This window comes from Krasilnikovia cinnamomea (assembly GCF_004217545.1).
In the GTDB taxonomy this organism is placed as follows: Bacteria; Actinomycetota; Actinomycetes; order Mycobacteriales; family Micromonosporaceae; genus Actinoplanes; species Actinoplanes cinnamomeus.
Genome location: NZ_SHKY01000001.1, coordinates 6,898,588 through 6,920,547, shown reverse-complemented (window position 1 = coordinate 6,920,547; position 21,960 = coordinate 6,898,588). Strand labels below are relative to the sequence as shown.

Annotated in this window: 10 protein-coding genes (1 of these 10 only partly in view); 6 read left to right on the top strand and 4 right to left on the bottom strand. The window is 73.1% G+C overall.

From position 1 onward, the window contains the following. Positions 1-63 precede the first annotated feature (63 nt). Positions 64-723 carry a response regulator transcription factor gene (locus EV385_RS30570; RefSeq protein WP_130512587.1) on the top strand — a complete coding sequence of 220 codons (660 nt, stop codon included), beginning with the start codon at positions 64-66 and terminating at the stop codon, positions 721-723. A gap of 12 nt (positions 724-735) precedes the next feature. Further along, a complete protein-coding gene (locus tag EV385_RS30565; protein WP_130512586.1) occupies positions 736-2,325 on the top strand; it encodes a sensor histidine kinase in 1,590 nt (529 codons plus the stop codon). Here the strand turns inward: EV385_RS30565 and EV385_RS30560 are convergent. Further along, positions 2,315-3,208, bottom strand: a complete 894-nt coding sequence (locus EV385_RS30560) for a TAXI family TRAP transporter solute-binding subunit (protein WP_130513666.1) — start codon at positions 3,206-3,208, stop codon at positions 2,315-2,317. The genes EV385_RS30565 and EV385_RS30560 overlap by 11 nt on opposite strands. 184 nt (positions 3,209-3,392) lie before the next feature. On the opposite strand from EV385_RS30560, the gene EV385_RS30555 reads away from it, so the two are divergent. From EV385_RS30555 to EV385_RS30545, 3 genes are all read left to right on the top strand, one after another. Further along, the gene (locus EV385_RS30555) at positions 3,393-4,163 is read left to right on the top strand and encodes a hypothetical protein (protein WP_130512585.1); all 771 of its coding nucleotides are present in this window, start codon (positions 3,393-3,395) and stop codon (positions 4,161-4,163) included. Positions 4,164-4,228: 65 nt separating this feature from the next. Beyond that, a complete protein-coding gene (locus tag EV385_RS30550; protein ID WP_130512584.1) occupies positions 4,229-5,695 on the top strand; it encodes a multicopper oxidase family protein in 1,467 nt (488 codons plus the stop codon). Between the two features lie 74 nt (positions 5,696-5,769). After that, on the top strand, positions 5,770-6,543 hold the full coding sequence (locus tag EV385_RS30545) for a thioesterase II family protein (RefSeq protein ID WP_207230017.1): 774 nt from the start codon (positions 5,770-5,772) through the stop codon (positions 6,541-6,543). A gap of 2 nt (positions 6,544-6,545) precedes the next feature. Here EV385_RS30545 and EV385_RS30540 read toward each other — a convergent pair whose 3' ends face one another. Further along, positions 6,546-7,256 carry an endonuclease/exonuclease/phosphatase family protein gene (locus tag EV385_RS30540; protein ID WP_165449663.1) on the bottom strand — a complete coding sequence of 237 codons (711 nt, stop codon included), beginning with the start codon at positions 7,254-7,256 and terminating at the stop codon, positions 6,546-6,548. Positions 7,257-7,332: 76 nt separating this feature from the next. Here EV385_RS30540 and ccrA point away from each other — a divergent pair, with 76 nt between their 5' ends. Beyond that, positions 7,333-8,667, top strand: coding sequence for a crotonyl-CoA carboxylase/reductase (ccrA, locus tag EV385_RS30535; RefSeq protein ID WP_130512582.1), 1,335 nt, complete (start codon positions 7,333-7,335; stop codon positions 8,665-8,667). A 43-nt stretch (positions 8,668-8,710) separates the two neighbouring features. Here the strand turns inward: ccrA and EV385_RS30530 are convergent, their stop codons facing one another. Both EV385_RS30530 and EV385_RS35455 read right to left on the bottom strand, forming a co-directional pair. Next, on the bottom strand, positions 8,711-9,763 hold the full coding sequence (locus tag EV385_RS30530; protein ID WP_130512581.1) for a DegT/DnrJ/EryC1/StrS family aminotransferase: 1,053 nt from the start codon (positions 9,761-9,763) through the stop codon (positions 8,711-8,713). 73 nt (positions 9,764-9,836) lie between these two features. Beyond that, a protein-coding gene (locus EV385_RS35455; protein ID WP_130512580.1) for a type I polyketide synthase crosses the window boundary here: on the bottom strand, positions 9,837-21,960 show its 3' end. It continues 17,669 nt past the right edge of the window; the window shows 12,124 of its 29,793 coding nt (coding positions 17,670-29,793); its start codon lies beyond the right edge, outside the window — the gene reads right to left on this strand; it ends in the stop codon at positions 9,837-9,839.

The following is a 21,960-nucleotide window of genomic DNA, read 5'->3' as shown; positions in this document are numbered from 1 at the left end:
CGTCGGGAGGTTAGATTCGGCGTTTCGGACGACGACGTGACGAGCGGCGATGGGCGTGCATCGATGCGGATACTGCTGGTGGAGGACGATCTGCGGGTCGCCGGGGTGATGGCCTCGATGCTGCAGCGCCGCGGCTACGAGGTCGAGCACGCCGCGACGGCCACCGCGGCGCTGGCGGCGGCCCCCTGCGACCTGGTCCTGCTGGACCTGAACCTGCCCGACGGCGACGGGATCGACGTGTGCCGGGCCCTGCGCGCACGCAACGCACACCTGGGCATCATCGCCGTGACCGCCCGCGCCGAGGAACGCGACCGGGTCTCGGGGCTGCTGGTCGGCGCCGACGACTACGTGGTGAAGCCGTTCTCCATGGCGGAGTTGCAGGCACGCATCGTGGCCCTGCTGCGGCGTACCGACCGGCAGGGGCCGCCGCCCAGCGAGGTGGTCGAGGTGGGGCCGCTGCGCATCGACCACGCCGCCCGTACGGTGCAGGTCGACGCCGAACCGGTCACCCTGACCCGCAAGGAGTTCGACATCCTCGCCTCGCTGGCACGCCGTCCCGGCGTCGCGCTCACCCGGGAACGGATCATGCTGGACGTCTGGCAGACGACCTGGTCGGGCCGGCACACCCTGGAAGTGCACGTGGCCTCGCTGCGGGCCAAGCTGCGCCGTCCCGACCTGGTGCAGACCGTCCGGGGGGTCGGCTACCGTCTGTGCACCGGGTAGGCAGGGGGCGGCGTGCGCAGGCGACTGGTGATCACGTACCTCCTGCTGCTCTCGATGGTGCTGATCGCCCTCGAGGTGCCGCTGGCGGTGTCGCTGACGAACTCGGAGACGGACCGGGTCGTCGCTGACCGGCTGGCCGACGCGACCCGCTTCGCCTCCCTGGCGGCGCCCGCCATGCGCAGCGGCGACCTGGAGGCGGTCGTCGACGAGCTGCGCCGCTACCACGACCTGTACGACGTCGGCACGCTGCTGGCCGACCAGGACCAGCAGGTACTGAGCGTGTTCGGCTCGCCCCTGGCCGACGCCGAGGGCGCCGACACCGCCATGCGGGGCGCGCTGGCGGGACGCCAGGTCGGCACCCCCGAGACGCTGTGGCCGTGGCGCGACCGGGAGCTGGTGGTCGCGGTGCCGATCAGCGACGGCGGGGCGGTGCTCGGCATCGTGCTGACCGCCTCGCCGACCGGGCGCAACCGCGGCGCGATCGTCTCGACCTGGCTGGAGCTGTGGCTGGTCGGGCTGCTGGCGGTGGTGGCCTGCTTCATCGCCGCGCACCGGCTGGCCGGCTGGGTGCTGCGGCCGGTGACCCGGCTCGACGCGGCCGCCCACGACATCGCGGCGGGCGACAACGAGGCCCGGGTGCCACCGGGGGTCGGCCCGCCCGAGCTGCGCCGGTTGTCGGCCAGCTTCAACGAGATGGCCGACGCGGTCGCGGACGCGCTGGAACGCCAGCGTTCGTTCGTCGCCCACGCCAGCCACCAGCTGCGCAACCCCCTGACGGTGCTGCGGCTGCGCCTGGAGGACCTGGGCGACCACCTGACCGGCGAGCCGGCCCGCGCCGATCACGAGATCACCCTGGCCGAGACCGACCGGCTGGCCGACGTGCTGGACGGGCTGCTGGCCCTCGCGAGTGCCGAGCGCGGCCGGCAACGCGTCGAGGTGGTGGACGCCGTGGCGCTGACCCTGAACCGCTGGCTGGCGTGGCACCCGCTGACCGAGCGGCGCGGCATCGAGCTGGTCACCACGGTCCCGGACGAACCGCAGCACGCCCGGCTGGTGGCCACCGCCCTCGATCAGTGCCTGGACGCTCTGATCGACAACGCGCTGAAGTTCACCCCGGCCGGCGGCCGGGTCGAGATCGTGGTGGACGCCCGCGACGGCGGCGTGGAGGTGACGGTCCGCGACAACGGTCCGGGCATGACCGAGGAACAGTGCCGGCAGGCGACCGAGCGGTTCTGGCGGGCACCCGACAAGCAGAACGTCGACGGCGCGGGCCTCGGCCTGTCGATCGTCATGGTGCTGGTCGAGGCGTCGGGCGGACGGTTCACGCTGGCCCCGGCGTGGCCGCACGGCCTGGCGGCCCGGATCTGGTTCCCGGCGTCCGCCCCGACCCCGGAGACCGAACAGACCCCGGAGACCGAGCGGGCCCCGCAGACCGAACAGGCCCCGCATTCCGAACAGGCCCCGCAGACCGAACAGGCCCCGCAGACCGAACAGGCCCCGCAGACGGAGCGGGCCCCGCAGACGGAGCGGGTCGCGCTGGACCGGGCCCCAGCGGCCCGGCACGCCCGGGTCGACGACCCCGACGGGGCCGTTAAGGCTTGACCGACTGGTAGTAGCGCGCGGCGCCCGGGTGCAGCGGCACCGGCAGGGTCGCGATCGCCGACCGGGGGTCGAGCCGCTCCGCCGCCGGGTGCGCCGCCGCCAGCTCGTCGCGCCGCTCCATCAGCAGCCGGGCCAGGTCGAAGGCGAGATCGTCGGCCATCGACGCCGACACCACCAGCAGGTTGGGATTGGCGATGGTCGCCACGGGCAGGGTCTGATACGCCGACACGGGCACGTTGCGGACCACGTACACCTCGCTGTGGGTCCGGCGCAGGTCGCCGGCCCACCTGGACAGGTCGATGAGCCTGGCCCGGCCCCGGGTGCTGAGCTGCTTGATGCCCGCCACCGGCAGGCCGCCGGAGAAGAAGAACGCGTCGATCCCGTACGCCGCCAGCGCCCGCAGGGAGTCGTCGAGGTTGAGCTCCTGCCGGTCGACCATGGTGGGCGCGGACATCCCCGCGACGTCCAGCAGCCGTGCGACCGTGACGGCCGTGCCGGACCCGTGGGCGCCCACGGACACCGTCTTGCCCTTGAGATCCTCCAGCGTCTTGATCGGGCTGTCCGCACGGACGACCAGGTGCAGCAGGTCGTCGTAGACGCGGGCCAGGGCCACGATCCCCGGCGGGGATCCGCCGCCGGAGACCAGCACGTCGGCCTGGGTGAACCCCACGTCGGCCGCTCCCCCGAAGATCAGCTGTACGTTCTCGGCCGAGGCGGCGGTCGCCAGGACATCCGCGCCGGTTCCCGGCAATTCACGCCCGACCAGGCGGGCCAGGGCGGAACCGATGGCGTAGTAGGTGGCCGTGGGGCTGCCCGTCGCGATGCGAATCCGGCGACTCTCCGGAGTCTTTCCCACACAGGCGGTGAGTGCCATGGTCGCCATGCCGGTGAGCACCGTGCGGCGCGCCACGGCGCCGGGCCGCAGCGATCTGGTCTGGAGCGTCACCCGTATCCCTAAGGCAGGACATTCCGGTCTGCGCAAGTTTCCCTCAAGTCCCGGCCGCCGGTGTACCGGCCGAACGGTCTGATCGGCCACGGTATCCGGAGTCACGCGAAGGGAACTGTCGATGAATCACGATCGGGTACTCGCCGGCGCGGCGCCCCACGCCTTCGAGTCGGCGTGCCTCATCCAGTGCGCCGACACCTCGGGGCTGCCCGGGCGGCGCCGCCCGGAATGGCGTGACGCGCACGTACCGGCGCCCGCAGCCGACCCGGCGCTGGCCGAGTTCGACCAGCCCGACGCGGCCGTCCGGCTGGCGACGCTGCTCACCGGCCTGGGCTGCACCGTCGACGTCGAGCGGCACACCGGCGGCGGCCGACGGCGCTTCCAGGTACACCGGGTGGTCATGCCCGAACTGCAGCGCAGCGCGGCGAACCTGATGATGGCGGCCGCCTGGCGCCAGGGACGCCTGGCGCTGCTGCGCAACGAGACCCTCGGCTCCTCGGCCCGGGCGAACGCCCGCCGGGCCACCCTGGCCCAGGCCGCGTGGCGGGCCGCCCTGCTGGCCGCCGGGCGACGGCGCCGGGCGGGCCTGCTGGGCGTGCGCCTCGGCGACCCGGAGATGGCCGGAATCCTGGTCCGGGCCGCCCGCCTGATGGGGGTGACGGCGCAGATGACCAGCCGTCCGGGCTGCCTGCAGGTGACCGTGCCCGCCGGGATCACGCTCCTGCTGCCCACCGTCGCGGGCGCGGCGGCCGCGGCGCCCGCCGAGTGCGGGCAGAGCCACGCGCTGCAGTCCCTCATCAACCGGGCCGCGCCGGTGCGCCCCTCGTCGGCCCAGTTCGCCGACCGGCACCCGGCCCGCACCCGGGACATGGTCCTGCCACCCCACCGCTGACCCTTCCACCCGCAGATCTGGGCAGACACGGATGTCTTCCCACCCTCAGTCATGGAGTGACGCAAATGCAGAGAAGGCATGTCCTTGCGCTCGGCACCCTGGCGGCCACCGGCGCGGTGACCGCCACCGCGCGGCAGGCCGCCGCCGCCGACGAGACACCGGCCGCGGCGCCAACCGGCCACCAGCACGCCGCGGCGGCCGGCGCGGTCGTGGATCCCGGCGTCGAGCCGTTCACCGTACGGATGCCCGTCCCGCGCGTGCTGCGCCCGACCCGCGTGCACGGCGACCACGACTTCTTCGAGCACGTCATCCGCCCCGCGGAGGTGGGCATCCTGCCGGGCCGCAGAACGGCGGCGCTGACCTTCGGCGGCTCGTTCGTGGCGCCGACCATCCGGGTCAAGGCGGGGCGCCGCGCGAGGATCAAGTTCGTCAACCGGCTGGGTGAACCAGCCAACGTCCATCTGCACGGCGGGCACGTGGCGCCGGGCAGCGACGGGTATCCGACGGATCCGATCGCGCCCGGCGCGTCGCGGATCTACGACTACCCGAACCGGCAGGCGGCCACGACGCTGTGGTACCACGACCACACCCACCACCAGGAGGCCGAGCATGTGTATCGGGGGATGCACGGCTTCTATCTGATCGAGAGCGACGCCGAGAAGCGGATGGGCCTGCCGTCGGATGAGTTCGACGTGCCCCTGATGATTCGCGACGCCGCGTTCGACGGTGACGGTCAGCTCGTCTTCGACCTGACCGTGGACCCGGCGGCCAGCCGCCTGGTTCCGCTGGCCAATGGCAAGGTACGGCCGTTCTTCCCGGTCGCCGCCCGCCGGTATCGCTTCCGCATCCTCAACGCCTCCAACCACCGTACGTTCCACCTGACGCTGGGCGGCGCGCCGATGACCCAGATCGGCAGCGACGGCGGGCTGCTGCCGCGCCCGGTGCCGCTGACCGAGCTGGCGCTGTCCCCGGCCGAACGCGCCGACGTCGTCGTCGACTTCGGCGGCGCGCCGGCCGGGACGCGGTTCGTGCTCGACTCGACGGACCTCGGCCCGATCCTGCGCTTCGACGTGACCCGCCGGGCGCACGACACCAGCCGGGTACCGCCGGTGCTGCGCACGATGCCGCCGCTGGCCCCCGCCGTCCGGGAACGCGAGATCGTGCTGGACCTGGGCCCGGAGATGCGGACCTTCACCATCGACGGAAAGACCTTCGACCCGGACCGCGTCGACGCGGTCGTCAAGCGGGGCACCACGGAGATCTGGAAGATCCGGAACGCGACCACCGTGTTCGGCCCCGTCGACCACGTGTTCCACATGCACCTGGTGCAGTTCCGGGTGCTCGACCGCGACGGCGCGCCGCCGCCGCCCGGCGAGACCGGCTACAAGGACACCGTGCACATCCCCGGCGGCACCTCGGTGCGCGTCCAGGCCACCTTCACCGACTTCGTCGGGCGGTACGTGTACCACTGCCACATGATGGAACACGCCTCGATGCTCGGCATGATGGCGCAGATGGAGATCGTGCCCTGACACTAGGAGTTTTCCGGTCGTCCGTGCGCTTCGCTCACAGACGACCGGAACCAACCTAAGGACGGGCAGCGAACGTGAGCATCGCCGATGGCACCACGACGAGTTGGATCCGCCGGTTCCGTACCGGCCCGGATCAGGACCGGCGCCTCGTGTGCTTCCCCCACGCGGGCGGCGCGGCCACGTTCTTCCACCCCGTCGCGATGCGGTTCGGCCCGGCGGTCGACGTGGTGGCCCTGCAGTATCCGGGCCGCCAGGACCGCCGGTCGGAGCCGATGATCGAGGACATCGCGACGCTGGCCGACCGGATCGCCGACGAGCTGCTGCGGCTCAGCGACAAACCGTCGGTCTTCTTCGGCCACAGCATGGGCGCGGTGCTGGCCTTCGAGACCGCGTGGCGGCTGGAGCGGCGCGGCACGCACGCGCCCCGCGCCGTCATGGTCTCCGGCCGCCGGGCGCCGTCCGCGCACCGGCCGGACCATCAGGTGTACCTGCGCGACGACGAGGGGCTGCTGGCGGAGCTGAAGCTGCTCAACGGCACCGCCATGAACCTGATGGAGGACGAGGAGGTCCGCCGGATGACCCTGCCCGCGGTCCGCAACGACTACCGGGCGATCGAGACGTACCGGTGTGCGCCCGGCCGGGTGACGGCGGCGGCGATCACCACCCTGACCGGTACGGACGACCCGCAGACCACCGTGGCGGAGGCGGCGAAGTGGCGCGAGTTCACCACGGGCGAGTTCCGGCTGGCGACGTTCCCGGGCGGCCACTTCTTCCTGGCCGAGCAGCCCGGCCCGGTGCTGGACGAGGTGGAACGCGGGCTGGCGCAGCTGGACACCGTCCCGCGATAGCCTCAGCCGAGCCCGACGTCGACGGTCACCGGCCGGTGATCGGTGCCGACCGCCGCCAGCACGGCGGGGTTCGTGGCGGCGACACCGGGCCCGGCCAGCACGTGGTCGAGCTGCAGCAACGGCCGGTGCGCGGGATAGGTACGGCCGCGCACCACCGGCCGGTACGGCCGGGCCAGCAGCACCGTGGGCCGGAACATGTTCAGGTCACCGCCGATGACGGTCGGCGGACCGTCCGTGCCGAGCCCGGCCACGAGCCGGCGCAACTGCCGGGGCCCGTGCAGCACCCGGTGGGTCAGGTGCACATTGACCACCCGCAGCACCCCCGCGTCCAGCGGGATCTCGACGAGCTGCGCGGCGCGGTCGCCGACCACGTCGCCCGGGGCCGCGCCGAGGTCCACGGTGGCGTACCGGTGCACGGGCAGGCGGCTCAGCACCGCCAGCCCCCAGGCGCCGGTCTCCTCCGGGGCCGGACCGCTGACGATCTCCAGCTCGGCCATGGGCACGTCGCCGGTCATCGCCAGCTCCACGTACGTGGGGTACCCGCAGTCCGCGGCCGCCGTCCTGGCCAGACTCTCGGCGCCCTGCCGGCACCAGTTCTCCTGCACCAGCAGCACGTCCGCGTCGAGGGAGGCGACCGCCTCCTTGACGGAGAACGGCCGGCCCCGGTGGTCGAGTCCGCAGTGCAGGTTGATGCTCGCCAGCCTGAGTGTCACGGCGTCCGATCCTATCCGCGCGACCGGCGCCCTCATCGGTGAGGTCACGGTCCATCGCCTTCGGCAAAGGAGTCACGTGAGACACCTGATCGACGCCCTCGCCGCCGAGGACGTCCCCTCCGAGGACATCGCCGCGCTGCCGGTGCCGGACAGCTACCGGGCGGCCGTGGTGCTCGCCGGCGAGGCGGAGATGTTCGCCGGGATGGACACCCGCGACAAGGACCCGGCCAAGGCGCTGCACCTGCGCGAGGTGGCCACCCCCGAGGTCGGGCCGGACGAGGTGCTGGTGGCGGCGATGGCCAGCAGCGTCAACTACAACACCGTCTGGTCGGCGATCTTCGAGCCGATGCCCACCTTCGGATTCCTGCGGCGCTACGCCCGTGCGGTCGCCGGTGCGGCCAAGCACGACCAGCCGTTCCATGTGGTCGGTTCCGACCTGGCCGGGGTGGTGCTGCGCACCGGCGCCGCGGTCCGCAACGTCCGGCCCGGCGACCGCGTCGTGGCGCACTGCCTCAACGTGGAACTGACCGCCCCGGACGGTCACGACGACAGCATGCTCGACCCGGAGCAGCGGATCTGGGGCTTCGAGACCAACTACGGCGGCCTGGGTGAGCTGGCCCTGGTGAAGGCGAACCAGCTCATGCCCAAGCCGCGGCACCTGAGCTGGGAGGAGGCGGCCTGCTCCGGGCTGGTGCACTCGACCGCGTACCGGCAGCTGGTCTCCCCCAACGGCGCCCGGATGAAGCAGGGCGACGTGGTGCTGATCTGGGGTGCCGCCGGCGGCCTCGGCTCGTACGCGACGCAGCTGGTGCTCAACGGCGGCGGCATCCCGGTGTGCGTGGTGTCCAGCCCGCACAAGGCCGGGCTGGTCCGGGCGATGGGTGCGCAGCTGGTGATCGACCGCCGCGCCGAGGATTTCCGGTTCTGGTCCGATGAGCACACCCAGGATCAGCGGGAGTGGAAGCGGTTCGGCGCGTGCGTGCGGGAGCTGACCGGCGGGGAGGACCCGGACATCGTGTTCGAGCATCCCGGCCGGGAGACCTTCGGCGCCAGCGTCTACGTGGCCCGGCGCGGCGGGACGATCGTGACGTGCGCGTCGACCTCCGGCTACGAGCACGCCTACGACAACCGGCACCTGTGGATGCGGCTCAAGCGGGTCGTCGGCACCCATTTCGCGAACTACCGCGAGGCGTGGGCGGCGAACCGCCTGATCACCCGAGGCATGGTGCATCCCACCCTGTCCGCCGTGTACGAGCTCGCCGACACCGGCCGGGCGGTGAGCCGGGTGCACGCCAACCGGCACGACGGCAAGGTGGGGGTGCTCTGCCTGGCCCCGGCGGCCGGCCTCGGGGTCGAGGACCCCGAGCTGCGCGCACGCCACCTGCCGGAGATCAACCGGTTCCGCGCCTGACCGGGTCCGGTGCCCCGCGCGCGGGCGCGGGGCACCGGACGGATCAGGAGTAGAACTCGCGGACGCGGGCGATGATCGTGTCCTGGTCGGACTGCGTCAGATCCGTGTACGTCGGCAGGTACAGTCCCTGCTCGGCGAAGCGGTGCGCGTTCAGGCCGGGCCAGGCCGGGTCGAGGTACATCGGCTGGCGGCTCATCGGCTTGAAGAACAGCCGGGTCTCGATGCCGTGCCGGGCGAGGTGCTCGCGCAGGTCGTCGCGGCGCTGCACCAGCAGGTCGTACATCCACAGCACGTCGCGCCGCGGCAGCAGGGTGATCGCGTCGATCCCGGCGAGGCCCGCGTCGTAGTAGGACTCGACCTTGGCGCGCCGCGCCAGGATCTCGTTCAGGTTCTCCGTCTGCGCGAGCGCGACCCCGGCCTGCATGTTGGTCATCCGGAAGTTGTAGGCGACCTTCTTGTGCAGGAAGTTGTGCTCCTTGCTGAACGCCATGCCGCGCAGGTGCGCCATCTGCGCGGCCAGGTGCGCGTCGCCGGTCAGGCAGATCCCGCCCTCACCCGAGGTGATGATCTTGTTGGCGAACAGCGAGAAGCACGCGATGTCCCCCACCGGGCGCACCCCGTGCGCCTCGGCGGAGTCCTCGACCACCCGCAGGTTGTACTCGTACGCGATGTCCATGATCGCGTCCATCGCGCAGCGCCGGCCGTAGATGTGTACCGGCATGATCACCCGGGTGCGTGGGGTGATCTTCTCCTCGATGCGGCGCACGTCGATGTTCAGGTCGTCGCCGCAGTCGACGAACACCGGCGTCGCGCCCGTGTAGGTGACCGCCCACGCCGAGGCCACCATGGTGAACTCCGGCACGATGACCTCGTCGCCGGGCCCGACGTTCAGCGCCCGCAGCGCCAGCGTGAGCGCGGCGGTGCCCGACGAGCACGCCACCCCGAAGGCGCTGCCGTGGTACGCGGCGAACGCCTGCTCGAAGCGCGGCACGAACGGCCCCTGCGACGAGATCCAGCCGGTCGTGACGGCCTCGCTGACATACTCGAGTTCCCGCGCGGCGAGGAACGGCTTCGAAACCGGAATCGCGTACGTCATGGCAGTCCTTGCTGATCGGTGAGGGGATCACCGCGACCCTACGGCCGCCCGGGCTAGGCGAAATCCTGGAACCTCAGAGCCCCAGCTCCTCGTCGAGCATCGCGAACACCTCATCGTCGGAGGCGGTGTCGACATCCACCTCCGCCGCCGTGCCGGTGACCGCGTCGCCCCGGACCGCCGCCCACCGCGCACGGAGCACGTCGAGGCGGCCCGCCACCTTCTTGAACAGTTGTTCGTCCACGGTGGCCGCGCCGAGCAGCCCGTCCAGCCGGTCCAGCTCCGCCAGCAGCGAGCCCGCCCCCATGGGCTCGCCCAGCGCGAGCTGGTCGAGCAGGTGGGCGGCCAGCTCGGTGGCCGTCGGATAGTCGAACACCACCGTCGCGGCCAGTTGCAGGCCGGTGGCGGCGCCGAGCCGGTTGCGCAGTTCGACGGCGGTCAGCGAGTCGAAGCCGAGCTCCTTGAACGCCCGGTCCGGTTCCACCGTCTCCGGTCCCGCGTGATCGAGGACCACCGCGACCTGGTGCCGGACCAGATCGAGCACCGCGTCCGCCCGCTCGGCGCCGCCCAGGGCGGCCAGCCGGTCGACCAGGGCCGCCGACGCTTCCGGCGCCGTGCCGGTGCGCCGTGCGCGGCCCCGGACCAGGCCGCGCAGCTGCGGCGCGACCGGCCCCGCACCGCCGAGCACGGCCAGGTTCAGCCGCATCGGCAACACTGTCGCCTGCTGGGCACCCAGCGCCGCGTCGAACAGGGCCAGCCCGTCCGGCACCGACAGCGGCGGCATCCCGGCCCGCCGCATCCGGGCCAGGTCCCGCTCCGACAGCATGCCGGGCTGATCCCACGCCCCCCACGCCATCGACACCGCGTGCCGCCCGGCCGCCCGCCGGTGGGCCGCCAGCGCGTCCAGGAACGCGTTGGCCGCCGCGTAGTTGCCCTGGCCGGCGTTGCCCAGGGTCCCCGACGCCGACGAGAAGACCGCGAACATCGCCACGTCCGGCAGCAGCTCGTGCAGGTGCCACGCGGCGTCCACCTTGGGCCGCAGCACGGTGTCCAGCCGTTGCGGGGTCAGCGAGCCGATCACCCCGTCGTCGAGGACGCCCGCGGCATGCACCACCCCGGCGATCTCGTGGCCGGCCAGCAGCCCGGCCAGCGCCGTACGATCTGCCACGTCGCAGGCCGCGACCGTGACCTGCGCGCCCTGTGCGGTCAGCTCGGCGACCAGGTCGTCGCCGCCGCCGCTGCGGCTGACCAGCAGCAGGCTGCGCACCCCCCGCGCCACCAGGTGCCGGGCCACGGCGCGGCCGAGGCCACCGGTGCCTCCGGTGATCAGTACGGTGCCGTCCACGGCCGGTGGCTGTTGCGGCGCGGCGGCCCGCGCCAGCCGTGCGGCGAGAACCTGGCCGTCGCGCAGCACCAGTTGCGGTTCGTCGACGGCCAGCGCCTGCGGCAGCAGTCGCGCGTCCCCGTCGGCCAGGTCTACCAGGGTGAACCGGCCCGGGTGCTCCGACTGCGCGGAACGCACCAGGCCCCACACCGCCGCCGCGGCGAGGTCCTCGCCGGTGGTGGCGCCCCGGGTGACGAAGACCAGTCTCGTGGACTCCGGCCGCTCCTGCCGCAGCAGGGCGAGCACCTCGGCGGTGAGCGCGTGCGTGTCGTCCACGACGTGCGCACCGCCGGCGATCGGCACCAGCACGATGTCGTCGCCGGGTTCGATGTGTTCCGCCAGTCCGTGCCGGTCCGGGCCGAGGACCGTCGCCGCCGCGACCCGGGCGCCGGCCCGCACCGGGGTCCACGTCAGCTCGAACAGTGCGTCCCGCGGGGAATCCGCGAACTGCTCCGGCGACACCGCCCGCACGGCGAGCGCGTCGATCGAGGCGACCGGCAGGCCCGTCCGGTCGGCCACGGCGATCGCCATCGTGTCGCCGCCCCCGCGCAGCCGGACCCGGACATCGCTCGCGCCCACCGCGTGCAGGGACACACCGGTCCAGGAGAACGGCAGCCCGCCGCCGCCCTCGCCCCGCGCGGCGAGCATCCAGGCGTGCAGGGCGGCGTCCAGCAGGGCCGGGTGCAGCCCGAACGGGCTCGCGTCGACGTCCTCGGGGAGGCTGATGTCCGCGAAGACGTCGTCGCCGTCGCGCCACACCGACCGCAGGCCCTGGAACACCGGGCCGTAGGCGAAACCGATCTCCGCCAGCCGGTCGTAGCCGCCCGCCACGGGCACCGGTTCGGCGCCCGGGGGCGGCCAGGTGGTCGCGTCGAAGTCGGCCGTCTCACCGCCGGTGGCCAGGAACCCGGACGCGTGCTGCGTCCACGCCACCTCGGCGGCGCCTTCGGGCCGCGAGTGGACACCGATCGTACGGCGGCCGGCCTCGTCGGCGACCCCGACGGCCACCTGCACCTGCACCGCGCCGTCGTCGGGCAGCACCAGCGGCGCGGCGAGGGTGAGTTCCTCGACGCGGTCGCAGCCCACCTCGTCACCGGCGCGGGTGGCGAGTTCGACGAAGGCGGTGCCGGGCAGCAGGACCCGCCCGCCGACGGCGTGGTCCGCCAGCCACGGGTGGGTACGCAGCGACAGCCTGCTGGTGAACAGGTACCCGTCCGAGCCGGCCAGTTCCACGCCCGCGCCGAGCAGCGGGTGGGCGGTGTCGACCAGCCCGAGCCCGGCCGCGTCACCGGTCTTCGGGACCGCGACCGGCCAGTAGACGTCGCGCTGGAAGGCGTAGGTGGGCAGGTCGACGCGGCGCCCGCCGGCGACGAGTGGCGCCCAGTCCACCGCGACCCCAGCCACGTGCAGCCGGGCCAAGGCGGTCAGGACAGCGGTCTCCTCGGGGCGGTCACGGCGCAACAGCGGCACCGCATCCCCGACCAGCGCTGACAACACCCCGTCCGGGCCGATCTCCAGGAACCTGGCCACTCCTCGCCCGGTCAACGCCGTCAGGTTGTCGGCGAACCGGACCGTGTCCCGCACATGCGACACCCAGTACCCGGGATCGGTCACATCCCCGCAGGCCTGGATCGGAATCCGCGGCTGATGGAACCTCAGCGTTTCGATCACCTGCCGGAAGTCGTCCAACATCGGCTCCATCAACACCGAATGGAACGCATGCGACACACTCAACCGCTTGTGCTCCCAGCGCGCCGCCAGCGTCAGAACCTCATCCTCGACCCCGGACAGCACCACCGCCTCCGGGCCGTTCACCGCCGCGATCGACACCCCGCTCGTGAGCAGCGGCAGCACGTCGGCCTCCGCCGCCCGGACCGCCACCATCGCCCCACCCGCCGGCAGCGCCTGCATCAACCGAGCCCGCGCCGCGATCAACGCACACGCATCGTCGAGGGACAGCACCCCGCCGACATGCGCCGCCGCGACCTCACCGATCGAATGCCCGGCCAGCACGTCGGGGCGCACACCCCACGACTCCACCAGCCGGAACAGAGCCACCTCAAGCGCGAACAGCGCCGGCTGCGCCGTTCCAGTCTGATCCAGCGCCGCCGCGTCCTGGCCCCAGACCACGTCCTCCAACGGCAGATCCAGGTACAGGTTCAGCTCCGCCGCCACCGCGTCGAACGCCTCCGCGAACACCCGGAACCGGGCATACAACTCCCGACCCATCCCCAGGCGCTGCGAACCCTGGCCCGTGAACAGGAACGCCACCCGACCGTCGGTGACGCTGCCCCGGGCCACCTCGCGGACGCCGTCGGGCGTGGACAACAGCACCGCCCGGTGCGCGAACCTCGACCGTGCCAGCAGCGAGAAGCCGATATCGACCGGCCGCTCATCGACCCCCGCCAGCCGGGCGATCTGCTCGTCGAGCGACGTCGCGGACCGCGCGGACAGCACCCACGGCACGACCGTCGCGGGTCGCTGCGTCGCGGGATCCGGCTCCGGTCCGGTGGCGGCCTGCTCCAGCAGGAGGTGCACGTTGGTGCCGCTGATCCCGAACGACGACACACCGGCCCGGCGGGCCCGGCCTGTCTGCGGCCACGGGCGCGCCTTCGTCAACAGCTCGACCGCGCCCGACTCCCAGTCGACGTGCGACGACGGCGAGTCCACGTGCAGCGTGGAGGGCAGCACGCCGTGCCGCATCGCCAGCACCATCTTGATCACACCGGCGACACCCGCGGCCGCCTGGGTGTGCCCGATGTTCGACTTGACGGAACCCAACTGCAGCGGGATCTCCCGATCCTGCCCGTACGTGGCCAGCAACGCCTGCGCCTCGATCGGATCACCCAGCGTGGTGCCGGTGCCGTGCGCCTCCACCACGTCCACGTCCGCCGGGCGCAGCCCCGCCGAGGCGAGCGCCTGCCTGATCACCCGCTGCTGCGACGGACCGTTCGGCGCGGTCAGGCCGTTCGACGCGCCGTCCTGGTTCACCGCCGAACCGCGCACGACGGCCAGGATCCGGTGCCCGTTGCGGATCGCGTCGGACTCCCGCTCCAACAGCACCAGGCCGACGCCCTCCGACCAGCCGACGCCGTCCGCCGCGTCGGAGAACGCCTTGGACCGGCCGTCCGGGGCCAGGCCGCGCTGGCGGGAGAAGCCCACCAGCGCGTTCGGCGAGGACATCACGGTGACGCCGCCCGCCAGGGCGAGGGTGCACTCCCCCGCCCGCAGGGCCTGCATGGCCCAGTGCATCGCGACCAGCGACGACGAGCATGCCGTGTCGATGGTGACCGACGGGCCCTCGAAGCCGAAGGTGTACGAGACGCGGCCGGAGGCGACGCTCGGTGACGTACCCGTGATCTGCCCGCCGCCGATGCGCGCGCCGTCCAGCAGCGCCGAATAGTCGTTGTACATCAGGCCGGTGAAGAACCCGGTCCGGCTGCCGCGCAGGGTCGCCGGATCGATACCGGCGTGCTCGATCGCCTCCCACGTGGTCTGCAGCAGCAGGCGTTGCTGCGAGTCGGTCTCCAGCGCCTCGCGCGGCGACATGCCGAAGAAGGCGGGGTCGAACTCGGCCGCCTGGTGCAGGAAGCCACCTTCCCGCGAGTACGACGTGCCGGGGTGGTCGGGGTCCGGGTGGTACAGATTGGCGGTGTCCCACCCGCGGTTGGTCGGGAACTCGGTGATCGCGTCGGTGCCGTCGGCCACCAGCCGCCACAGGTCCTCCGGCGAACTCACCCCGCCCGGGTACCGGCACGCCATGCCCACGATCACGATCGGGTCGTCGGCCGTGGAGACCGGCGCGGGCAGTGACGCGGACGGCTCGGGGTCCGCGCCGAACAGCTCGTCGTGCAGGTAGCCCGCCAGTGATTGCGCCGTCGGATAGTCGAACACCAGCGTCGCGGGCAGCCGCAGGCCCGCGGCCGCGCCGAGCCGGTTGCGCAACTCCACCGCGGTCAGCGAGTCGAAGCCCAGCTCCTGGAACGCCCGGCCCGGGTCCACCGTGCCCGGGCCCGCGTGTCCCAGCACCGCGGCGATCTCGACCCGCACCAGCTCGAGCAGCGACTCGCGCCGCCCGGCCGCCGGCAGCGACGACAGCCGCCGCACCAGATCGACGGCCGGCCCCGACCCCACCGCCGCGCGCCGCGAGCGCCGCTTCACCAGGCCCCGCAGCAACGGCGCGACCTCGGGCAGGCCGCGCAGCCGCGCGAGATCGAGGTGCAGCGGCAGCACGGTGGGCCGTTCGGCGCCGAGGGCGGCGTCGAACAACGTCAGGCCCTGCTCGGCCGTCAGCGGCGGCATGCCGGACCGCTCGATCCGCGCCAGATCCGCCTCGGCCAGGCCGACGGTCCACGCACCCCAGGCCAGCGACACCGCGTGCCGTCCACCGGCGCGGCGGTGGGCCGCCAGCGCGTCCAGGAACGCGTTGCCCGCGGCGTAACTGCCCTGGCCGGGGTTGCCGAACGTGCCCGCCGCCGAGGAGAACACCACGAACGCCTTCAAGTCAGGCAGCAGCTCGTGCAGATGCCACGCCGCGTCCACCTTCGGCCGCAGCACCCCCGCCAACCGCTCCGGCGTCAACGACCCGATCACACCATCGTCCAGCACCGCCGCCGCGTGCACCACCGCCGTGAACCGGTACCGGCCCACAAGCTCCGCCAGCGCCGCGCGGTCCGTCACGTCACACGCCTCCACCACCACCGAGGCACCCACCTCGGCGGCCAGCTCCACCCCGCCGCCACTGCGGCTCGCCAGCACCAGCGTCCCGACACCCTGACCGGCGAGATGCCGCGCGACCAACCGGCCGAGACCCCCGCCACCCCCGGTGATCAACACCGTGTCGTCGGCGTCCCACACCACCGGCGCGGCCGCCGGGACCCGGACCAGCCGCGCCCCGAGCACCTCGCCGCCACGCAGCCAGAGCTGCGGCTCGTCACACGCGAGGGCCCGCGGGATCAACCCGTCCGCGTCGCCGTCCACATCCACCAGCACGAACCGGCCCGGATTCTCCGCCTGCGCCGACCGCACCAGGCCCCACACGGCAGCGGCGGCCACGTCGCGCCCGGACAGCGCGCCGCGCGTCACGAACGCCAGTCGCGCGTCGTCGAACCGGCGATCCGTCAACCACCGCTGGACGGCCTCCAGAACCTGGGCGGTGGCGGTGTGCGCCGCACTGACGACGTCGGCGCCGCCGCTGACCTCGTACCGGACCGCGGCCGGAACCGTTGCGCCCAGCTCGGCCCACGGCACCGCCTCGACACCGGCGGCCGGCGGCTGGACGGCCGTCCAGTCCACCCCGAACAGTGCGTCGCGGGCGGTCTCGGCGATCCGCTCGGCCGGGACGGAAGCGCGGGTCGCGAGCGAGTCGATGGTGGCGACCGGGCGGCCGGCGGGGTCGGCGACGGCGATCGACATCGTGGCGTCGCCGATGAACGACATCCGAACCCGTACCGCCGTCGCTCCGGTCGCGTGCAGGCTGACGCCTTCCCACGCGAACGGCAGGCCCGCCCGGGAGTCCTCCCCGAAGCCGGCGGTGTGCAGGACGGCGTCCAGCAGGGCGGGATGCACGCCGTAACCGGACACGTCCGTGCCCTCGGGCAGGCCGATCTCGGCGAACAGCTCCGCACCCCGGCGCCACACCGCGCGTAGGCCACGGAACGCCGGGCCGTACTCGAAGCCCGCGGCCGCGAACCGTTCGTAGCATCCGGTGAGATCCACCGCGTCGGCGCCGGCCGGCGGCCACACCACGGCGTCGAACACCGCCGGTTCGCCGCCGGTGGCCAGTACGCCGGTCGCGTGCTGTACCCAGGTCTGGTCGCGGTGGGAGTGGATGCCGATCGAGCGGCGGCCGTCCGGTCCCGGTCCGCCGAGTCGCAACTGGAGCTGCACGGCCTCCCGCTCGGGCAGGACGAGCGGCGCGGTCAGGGTCAGCTCGTCGATGCGGTCGCAGCCCACCTCATCGCCGGCGCGCAAGGCCAGTTCGACGAAGGCGGCGCCGGGCAGCAGGACCTGGCCGTTGACGGCGTGGTCGGCGAGCCACGGCTGGGAACGCAGGGACAGTGCGCTGGTGAACAGGTAGCCGTCGTCGCCGGTGAGTTCGACCATGGCGCCGAGCAGTGGATGACCGGTGGTCTGCAGCCCGGCGGAGGTGAGGTCGGCCGCGCCGGTGCCGCCGGACGGCCAGTAGACGTCGCGCTGGAAGGCGTAGGTGGGCAGGTCGACGCGGCGCCCGCCGGCGAGCAGTGGCGCCCAGTCCACCGCGACCCCGGCCACGTGCAGCCGGGCCAGCGCGGTCAGGACGGTGATCTCCTCGGGGCGGTCACGGCGCAACAGCGGCACCGCATCCCCGACCAGCGCGGACAACACCCCATCCGGGCCGATCTCCAAGAACCTGGCCACACCCCGCCCGGTCAACGCCGCCAGGTTGTCCGCGAACCGGACCGTGTCCCGCACATGCGACACCCAGTACCCGGGATCGGTCACATCCCCGCAGGCCTGGATCGGAATCCGCGGCTGATGGAACGTCAGCGTCTGCACCACCTGCCGGAAGTCGTCCAGCATCGGCTCCATCAACACCGAATGGAACGCATGCGACACCGACAGCCGCCTCGACCGCTCGAACCGAGCCGCCACGGCCAGGACCTCATCCTCGACCCCGGACAGCACCACCGCCTCCGGGCCGTTCACCGCCGCGATCGACACCCCGCCAGTGAGCAACGGAAGCACCTCGGCCTCCGACCCCTGGACCGCCACCATCGCCCCACCCGCCGGCAGCGCCTGCATCAACCGAGCCCGCGCCGCGATCAACGCACACGCATCCTCCAGGGACAGCACCCCGCCGACATGCGCCGCCGCGACCTCACCAATCGAATGCCCCGCCAGCACATCGGGGCGCACACCCCACGACTCCACCAACCGGAACAACGCCACCTCAAGCGCGAACAACGCCGGCTGCGCCATCCCCGTCTCATCCAGCGCGCCGGAGTCGTCACCCCAGACGACATCCTCCAAGGGAAGGTCCAGATACAGGTTCAGCTCCGCCGCCACCGCGTCGAACGCCTCCGCGAACACCCGGAACCGGGCATACAACTCCCGACCCATCCCCAGGCGCTGCGAACCCTGGCCCGTGAACAGGAAGGCCAGCGGACCGTCTACGGCCGCGCCCCGGGCCACCTCGGTGACCCCGGTCGCGCTGGCCAGCAACACCGCCCGGTGCGTGAACCGCGACCGGTTCAGCAGCGAGAACCCGACGTCGACCGGTCGGGCGCCGGTCCCGTCCAGCGCGGCGATCTGGGCGTCCAGGGCGGTGGCTGACTTGGCCGACACCACGAGCGGCACCACGCCGGGCGCGTCGGCCGGGTCGGGCTCCGCGACGGCCGGGCCTTGCTCGATCACCACGTGCGCGTTCGTGCCGCTGAGCCCGAACGAGGACACACCGGCCCGCCGTGCCCGGCCGGTTTCCGGCCAGGCTCGGGCCTCGGTCAGCAGTTCGACGGCACCGGCTTCCCAGTCGACGTGCGACGACGGCGCGTTCACATGCAGCGTGGAGGGCAGCACGCCGTGCCGCATCGCCAGCACCATCTTGATCACACCGGCGACACCCGCGGCCGCCTGGGTGTGCCCGATGTTCGACTTGACGGAACCCAACTGCAGCGGGATCTCCCGATCCTGACCGTACGTGGCCAGCAGCGCCTGCGCCTCGATCGGGTCACCCAGCGTGGTGCCGGTGCCGTGCGCCTCCACCACGTCCACGTCGGCGGTGGACAGGCCGCCGCTGGCCAACGCCTGCCGGATCACCCGCTGCTGCGACGGACCGTTCGGCGCGGTCAGGCCGTTCGACGCGCCGTCCTGATTCACGGCGCTGCCCCGCACGACGGCGAGGATCTCGTGGCCGTTGCGGACCGCGTCGGACAGCCGTTCCAGGAGCAACAGGCCGACGCCCTCGGACCAGCCGACCCCGTCCGCCGCGTCGGAGAACGCCTTGGACCGGCCGTCCGGGGCCAGCCCCCGCTGGCGGGAGAAGCCGACGAACGCCTGCGGCGACGACATCACGGTCACACCACCGGCCACCGCGAGGGTGCACTCGCCCGCCCGCAGCGCCTGCGCCGCGAGGTGCATCGCCACCAGCGACGACGAACAGGCCGTGTCGACCGTCACCGCCGGGCCCTCGAACCCGAACGCGTACGCCACCCGGCCGGACGCGACGCTTCCCGAGCTGCCCTGGCTCTGGTAGCCCTCGGCGCTCTCACCGCCGGCCAGCAGCATGCCGTAGTCGTTGTACATGACACCGGCGAACACGCCGGTGCGGCTGCCCCGCAGCGACGCCGGGTCGATCCCGGCGCGTTCGAGCGCCTCCCAGGTGGTCTCCAGCAGCAGGCGTTGCTGGGAGTCGGTGGCCAGCGCCTCCCGTGGTGACATTCCGAAGAACTCGGGGTCGAACTCACCCGCGTCGTGCAGGAAACCACCGGAACGGGTGTAGGTCGTACCCGGGTGATCCGGGTCCGGGTGGTAGAGGCCGTCGGTGTCCCAGCCCCGGTTGGTGGGAAACTCGGTGATCGCGTCGGTGCCGTCGGCCACCAGCCGCCACAGGTCCTCCGGCGAACTCACCCCGCCCGGGTACCGGCACGCCATGCCCACGATCACGATCGGGTCGTCGGTGGTGGACACCAGGGCGGGCAGTGGGGTGTCCGCCTCGGGCGTGGCCTCGAACAGCTCACCCAGCAGGTACCCGGCCAGCACCTCGGAGGTGGGGTAGTCGAAGACGAGGGTGGCGGGCAGGCGCAGGCCCGTGGCCGCGCCGAGCCGGTTGCGCAGCTCCACCGCCGTGAGCGAGTCGAACCCGAGTTCGCGGAACGCCCGGACCGGGTCCACCGCGCCGGGGCCCGCATGCCCGAGCACCGCGGCCACCTCGGCGCGTACCAGCTCCAGCAGTGCCTCCCGCCGGCCTTCCCGCGGTAGCGGCGACAACCGCGCCACCAGGCCGGACGCGGCCGCCGACTGCGTGGCCGGCCGGCGGGTACGGACGCGGATCAGTCCCCGCAGCAGCGGGGGGATCTCGTCGCGGGCGCGCAGGACGGCAAGGTCGAGGCGGAACGGCAGTACGGTCGCGGGCTCGGCGCCGAGGGCGGCGTCGAACAGGGCGAGTCCCTGCTCGGCCGTCAGCGGCGGCATGCCGGATCGCGCGATCCGGGTCACTTCCGCTTCGGACAGTGTCTCGGCCAGGCCGACGGTCCACGCGCCCCAGGCCAGCGACACGGCGGGGCGGCCGCTCGCCCGGCGCTGCGCGGCCAGCGCGTCCAGGAACGCGTTGGCAGCCGCGTAGTTGCCTTGACCGGCGTTGCCGAAGGTTCCGGCGGCCGAGGAGAACATCACGAACGCCTTCAGCTCAGGCAGCAGCTCGTGCAGATGCCACGCCGCGTCCACCTTCGGCCGCAGCACCCCCGCCAACCGGTCCGGCGTCAACGACCCGATCACACCATCGTCCAGCACCGCCGCCGCGTGCACCACCGCCGTGAACCGGTACCGGCCCACAAGCTCCGCCAGCGCCGCGCGGTCCGTCACGTCACACGCCTCCACCACCACCGAGGCACCCACCTCGGCGGCCAGCCCCACCCCGCCGCCACTGCGGCTCGCCAGCACCAGCGTCCCGACACCCTGACCGGCGAGATGCCGCGCGACCAACCGGCCGAGACCCCCGCCACCCCCGGTGATCAACACCGTGTCGTCGGCGTCCCACACCACCGGCGCGGCCGCCGGGACCCGGACCAGCCGCGCCCCGAGCACCTCGCCGCCACGCAGCCAGAGCTGCGGCTCGTCACACGCGAGGGCCCGCGGGATCAACCCGTCCGCGTCGCCGTCCACATCCACCAGCACGAACCGGCCCGGATTCTCCGCCTGCGCCGACCGCACCAGGCCCCACACCGCAGCCCCGGCCAGGTCCGCACCGGTCGTGGCACCCCGGGTCACAAACACCAGACGGGCACCGTCCCAACGCGGCTCGGCCAGCCACCGCTGAACCACCTCCAACACCGACGCGGTCAACGCATGCACCGACTCCACCACGTCACCACCACCGGCGACCTCATACGTCACCACGGACGGAGCGGAGGCGCCGACCTCGTCCCAGGGCACGACCTCGACCGGCTCGGCGGGCAGGGTCAACTGCTTCCAGTCGAGCCCGAACAGCGAGTCCCGTCCGTCGGCGTTCTGCTCCGAGACGGGAACGCGGGTCGTCAGCGAGTCGACCGATACGACGGGGCGGCCCGCAGGGTCGGCGACCTGGATCGACATCGTGGCGTCGCCGATGAACGACATCCGGACCCGTACCGCCGTCGCTCCGGTCGCGTGCAGGCTGACGCCTTCCCAGGCGAACGGCAGGGCGCTGCGGGAGTCGTCGCCGAAGCCGGCGGTGTGCAGGACGGCGTCCAGCAGGGCGGGATGCAGCCCGTACCCGGAGGTGTCCGTGCCGTCGGGCAGGCCGATCTCGGCGTACAGATCATCGCCGTGCCGCCAGACGGCGCGAAGTCCCTGGAAGGCGGGGCCGTATTCGAAGCCGGCCGCCGCGAACCGGTCGTAGCAGCCGGTGATGTCCACCGGTTCGGCACCGGCCGGCGGCCACACCGTGGCGTCGAACGCCGCCGGTGCGCCACCGCTGGTCAGGAAGCCTGTCGCATGCCGCACCCAGGTGTCGTCCTGCCAGGAGTGCACCGCCACCGCGCACCGACGTGACTCGTCGGCGCCGTCCACGGACACCTGGACCTGAACCGATCCGTCGTCGGGCAGCACCAGCGGCGCCGCCAGGGTCAGCTCGTCGATG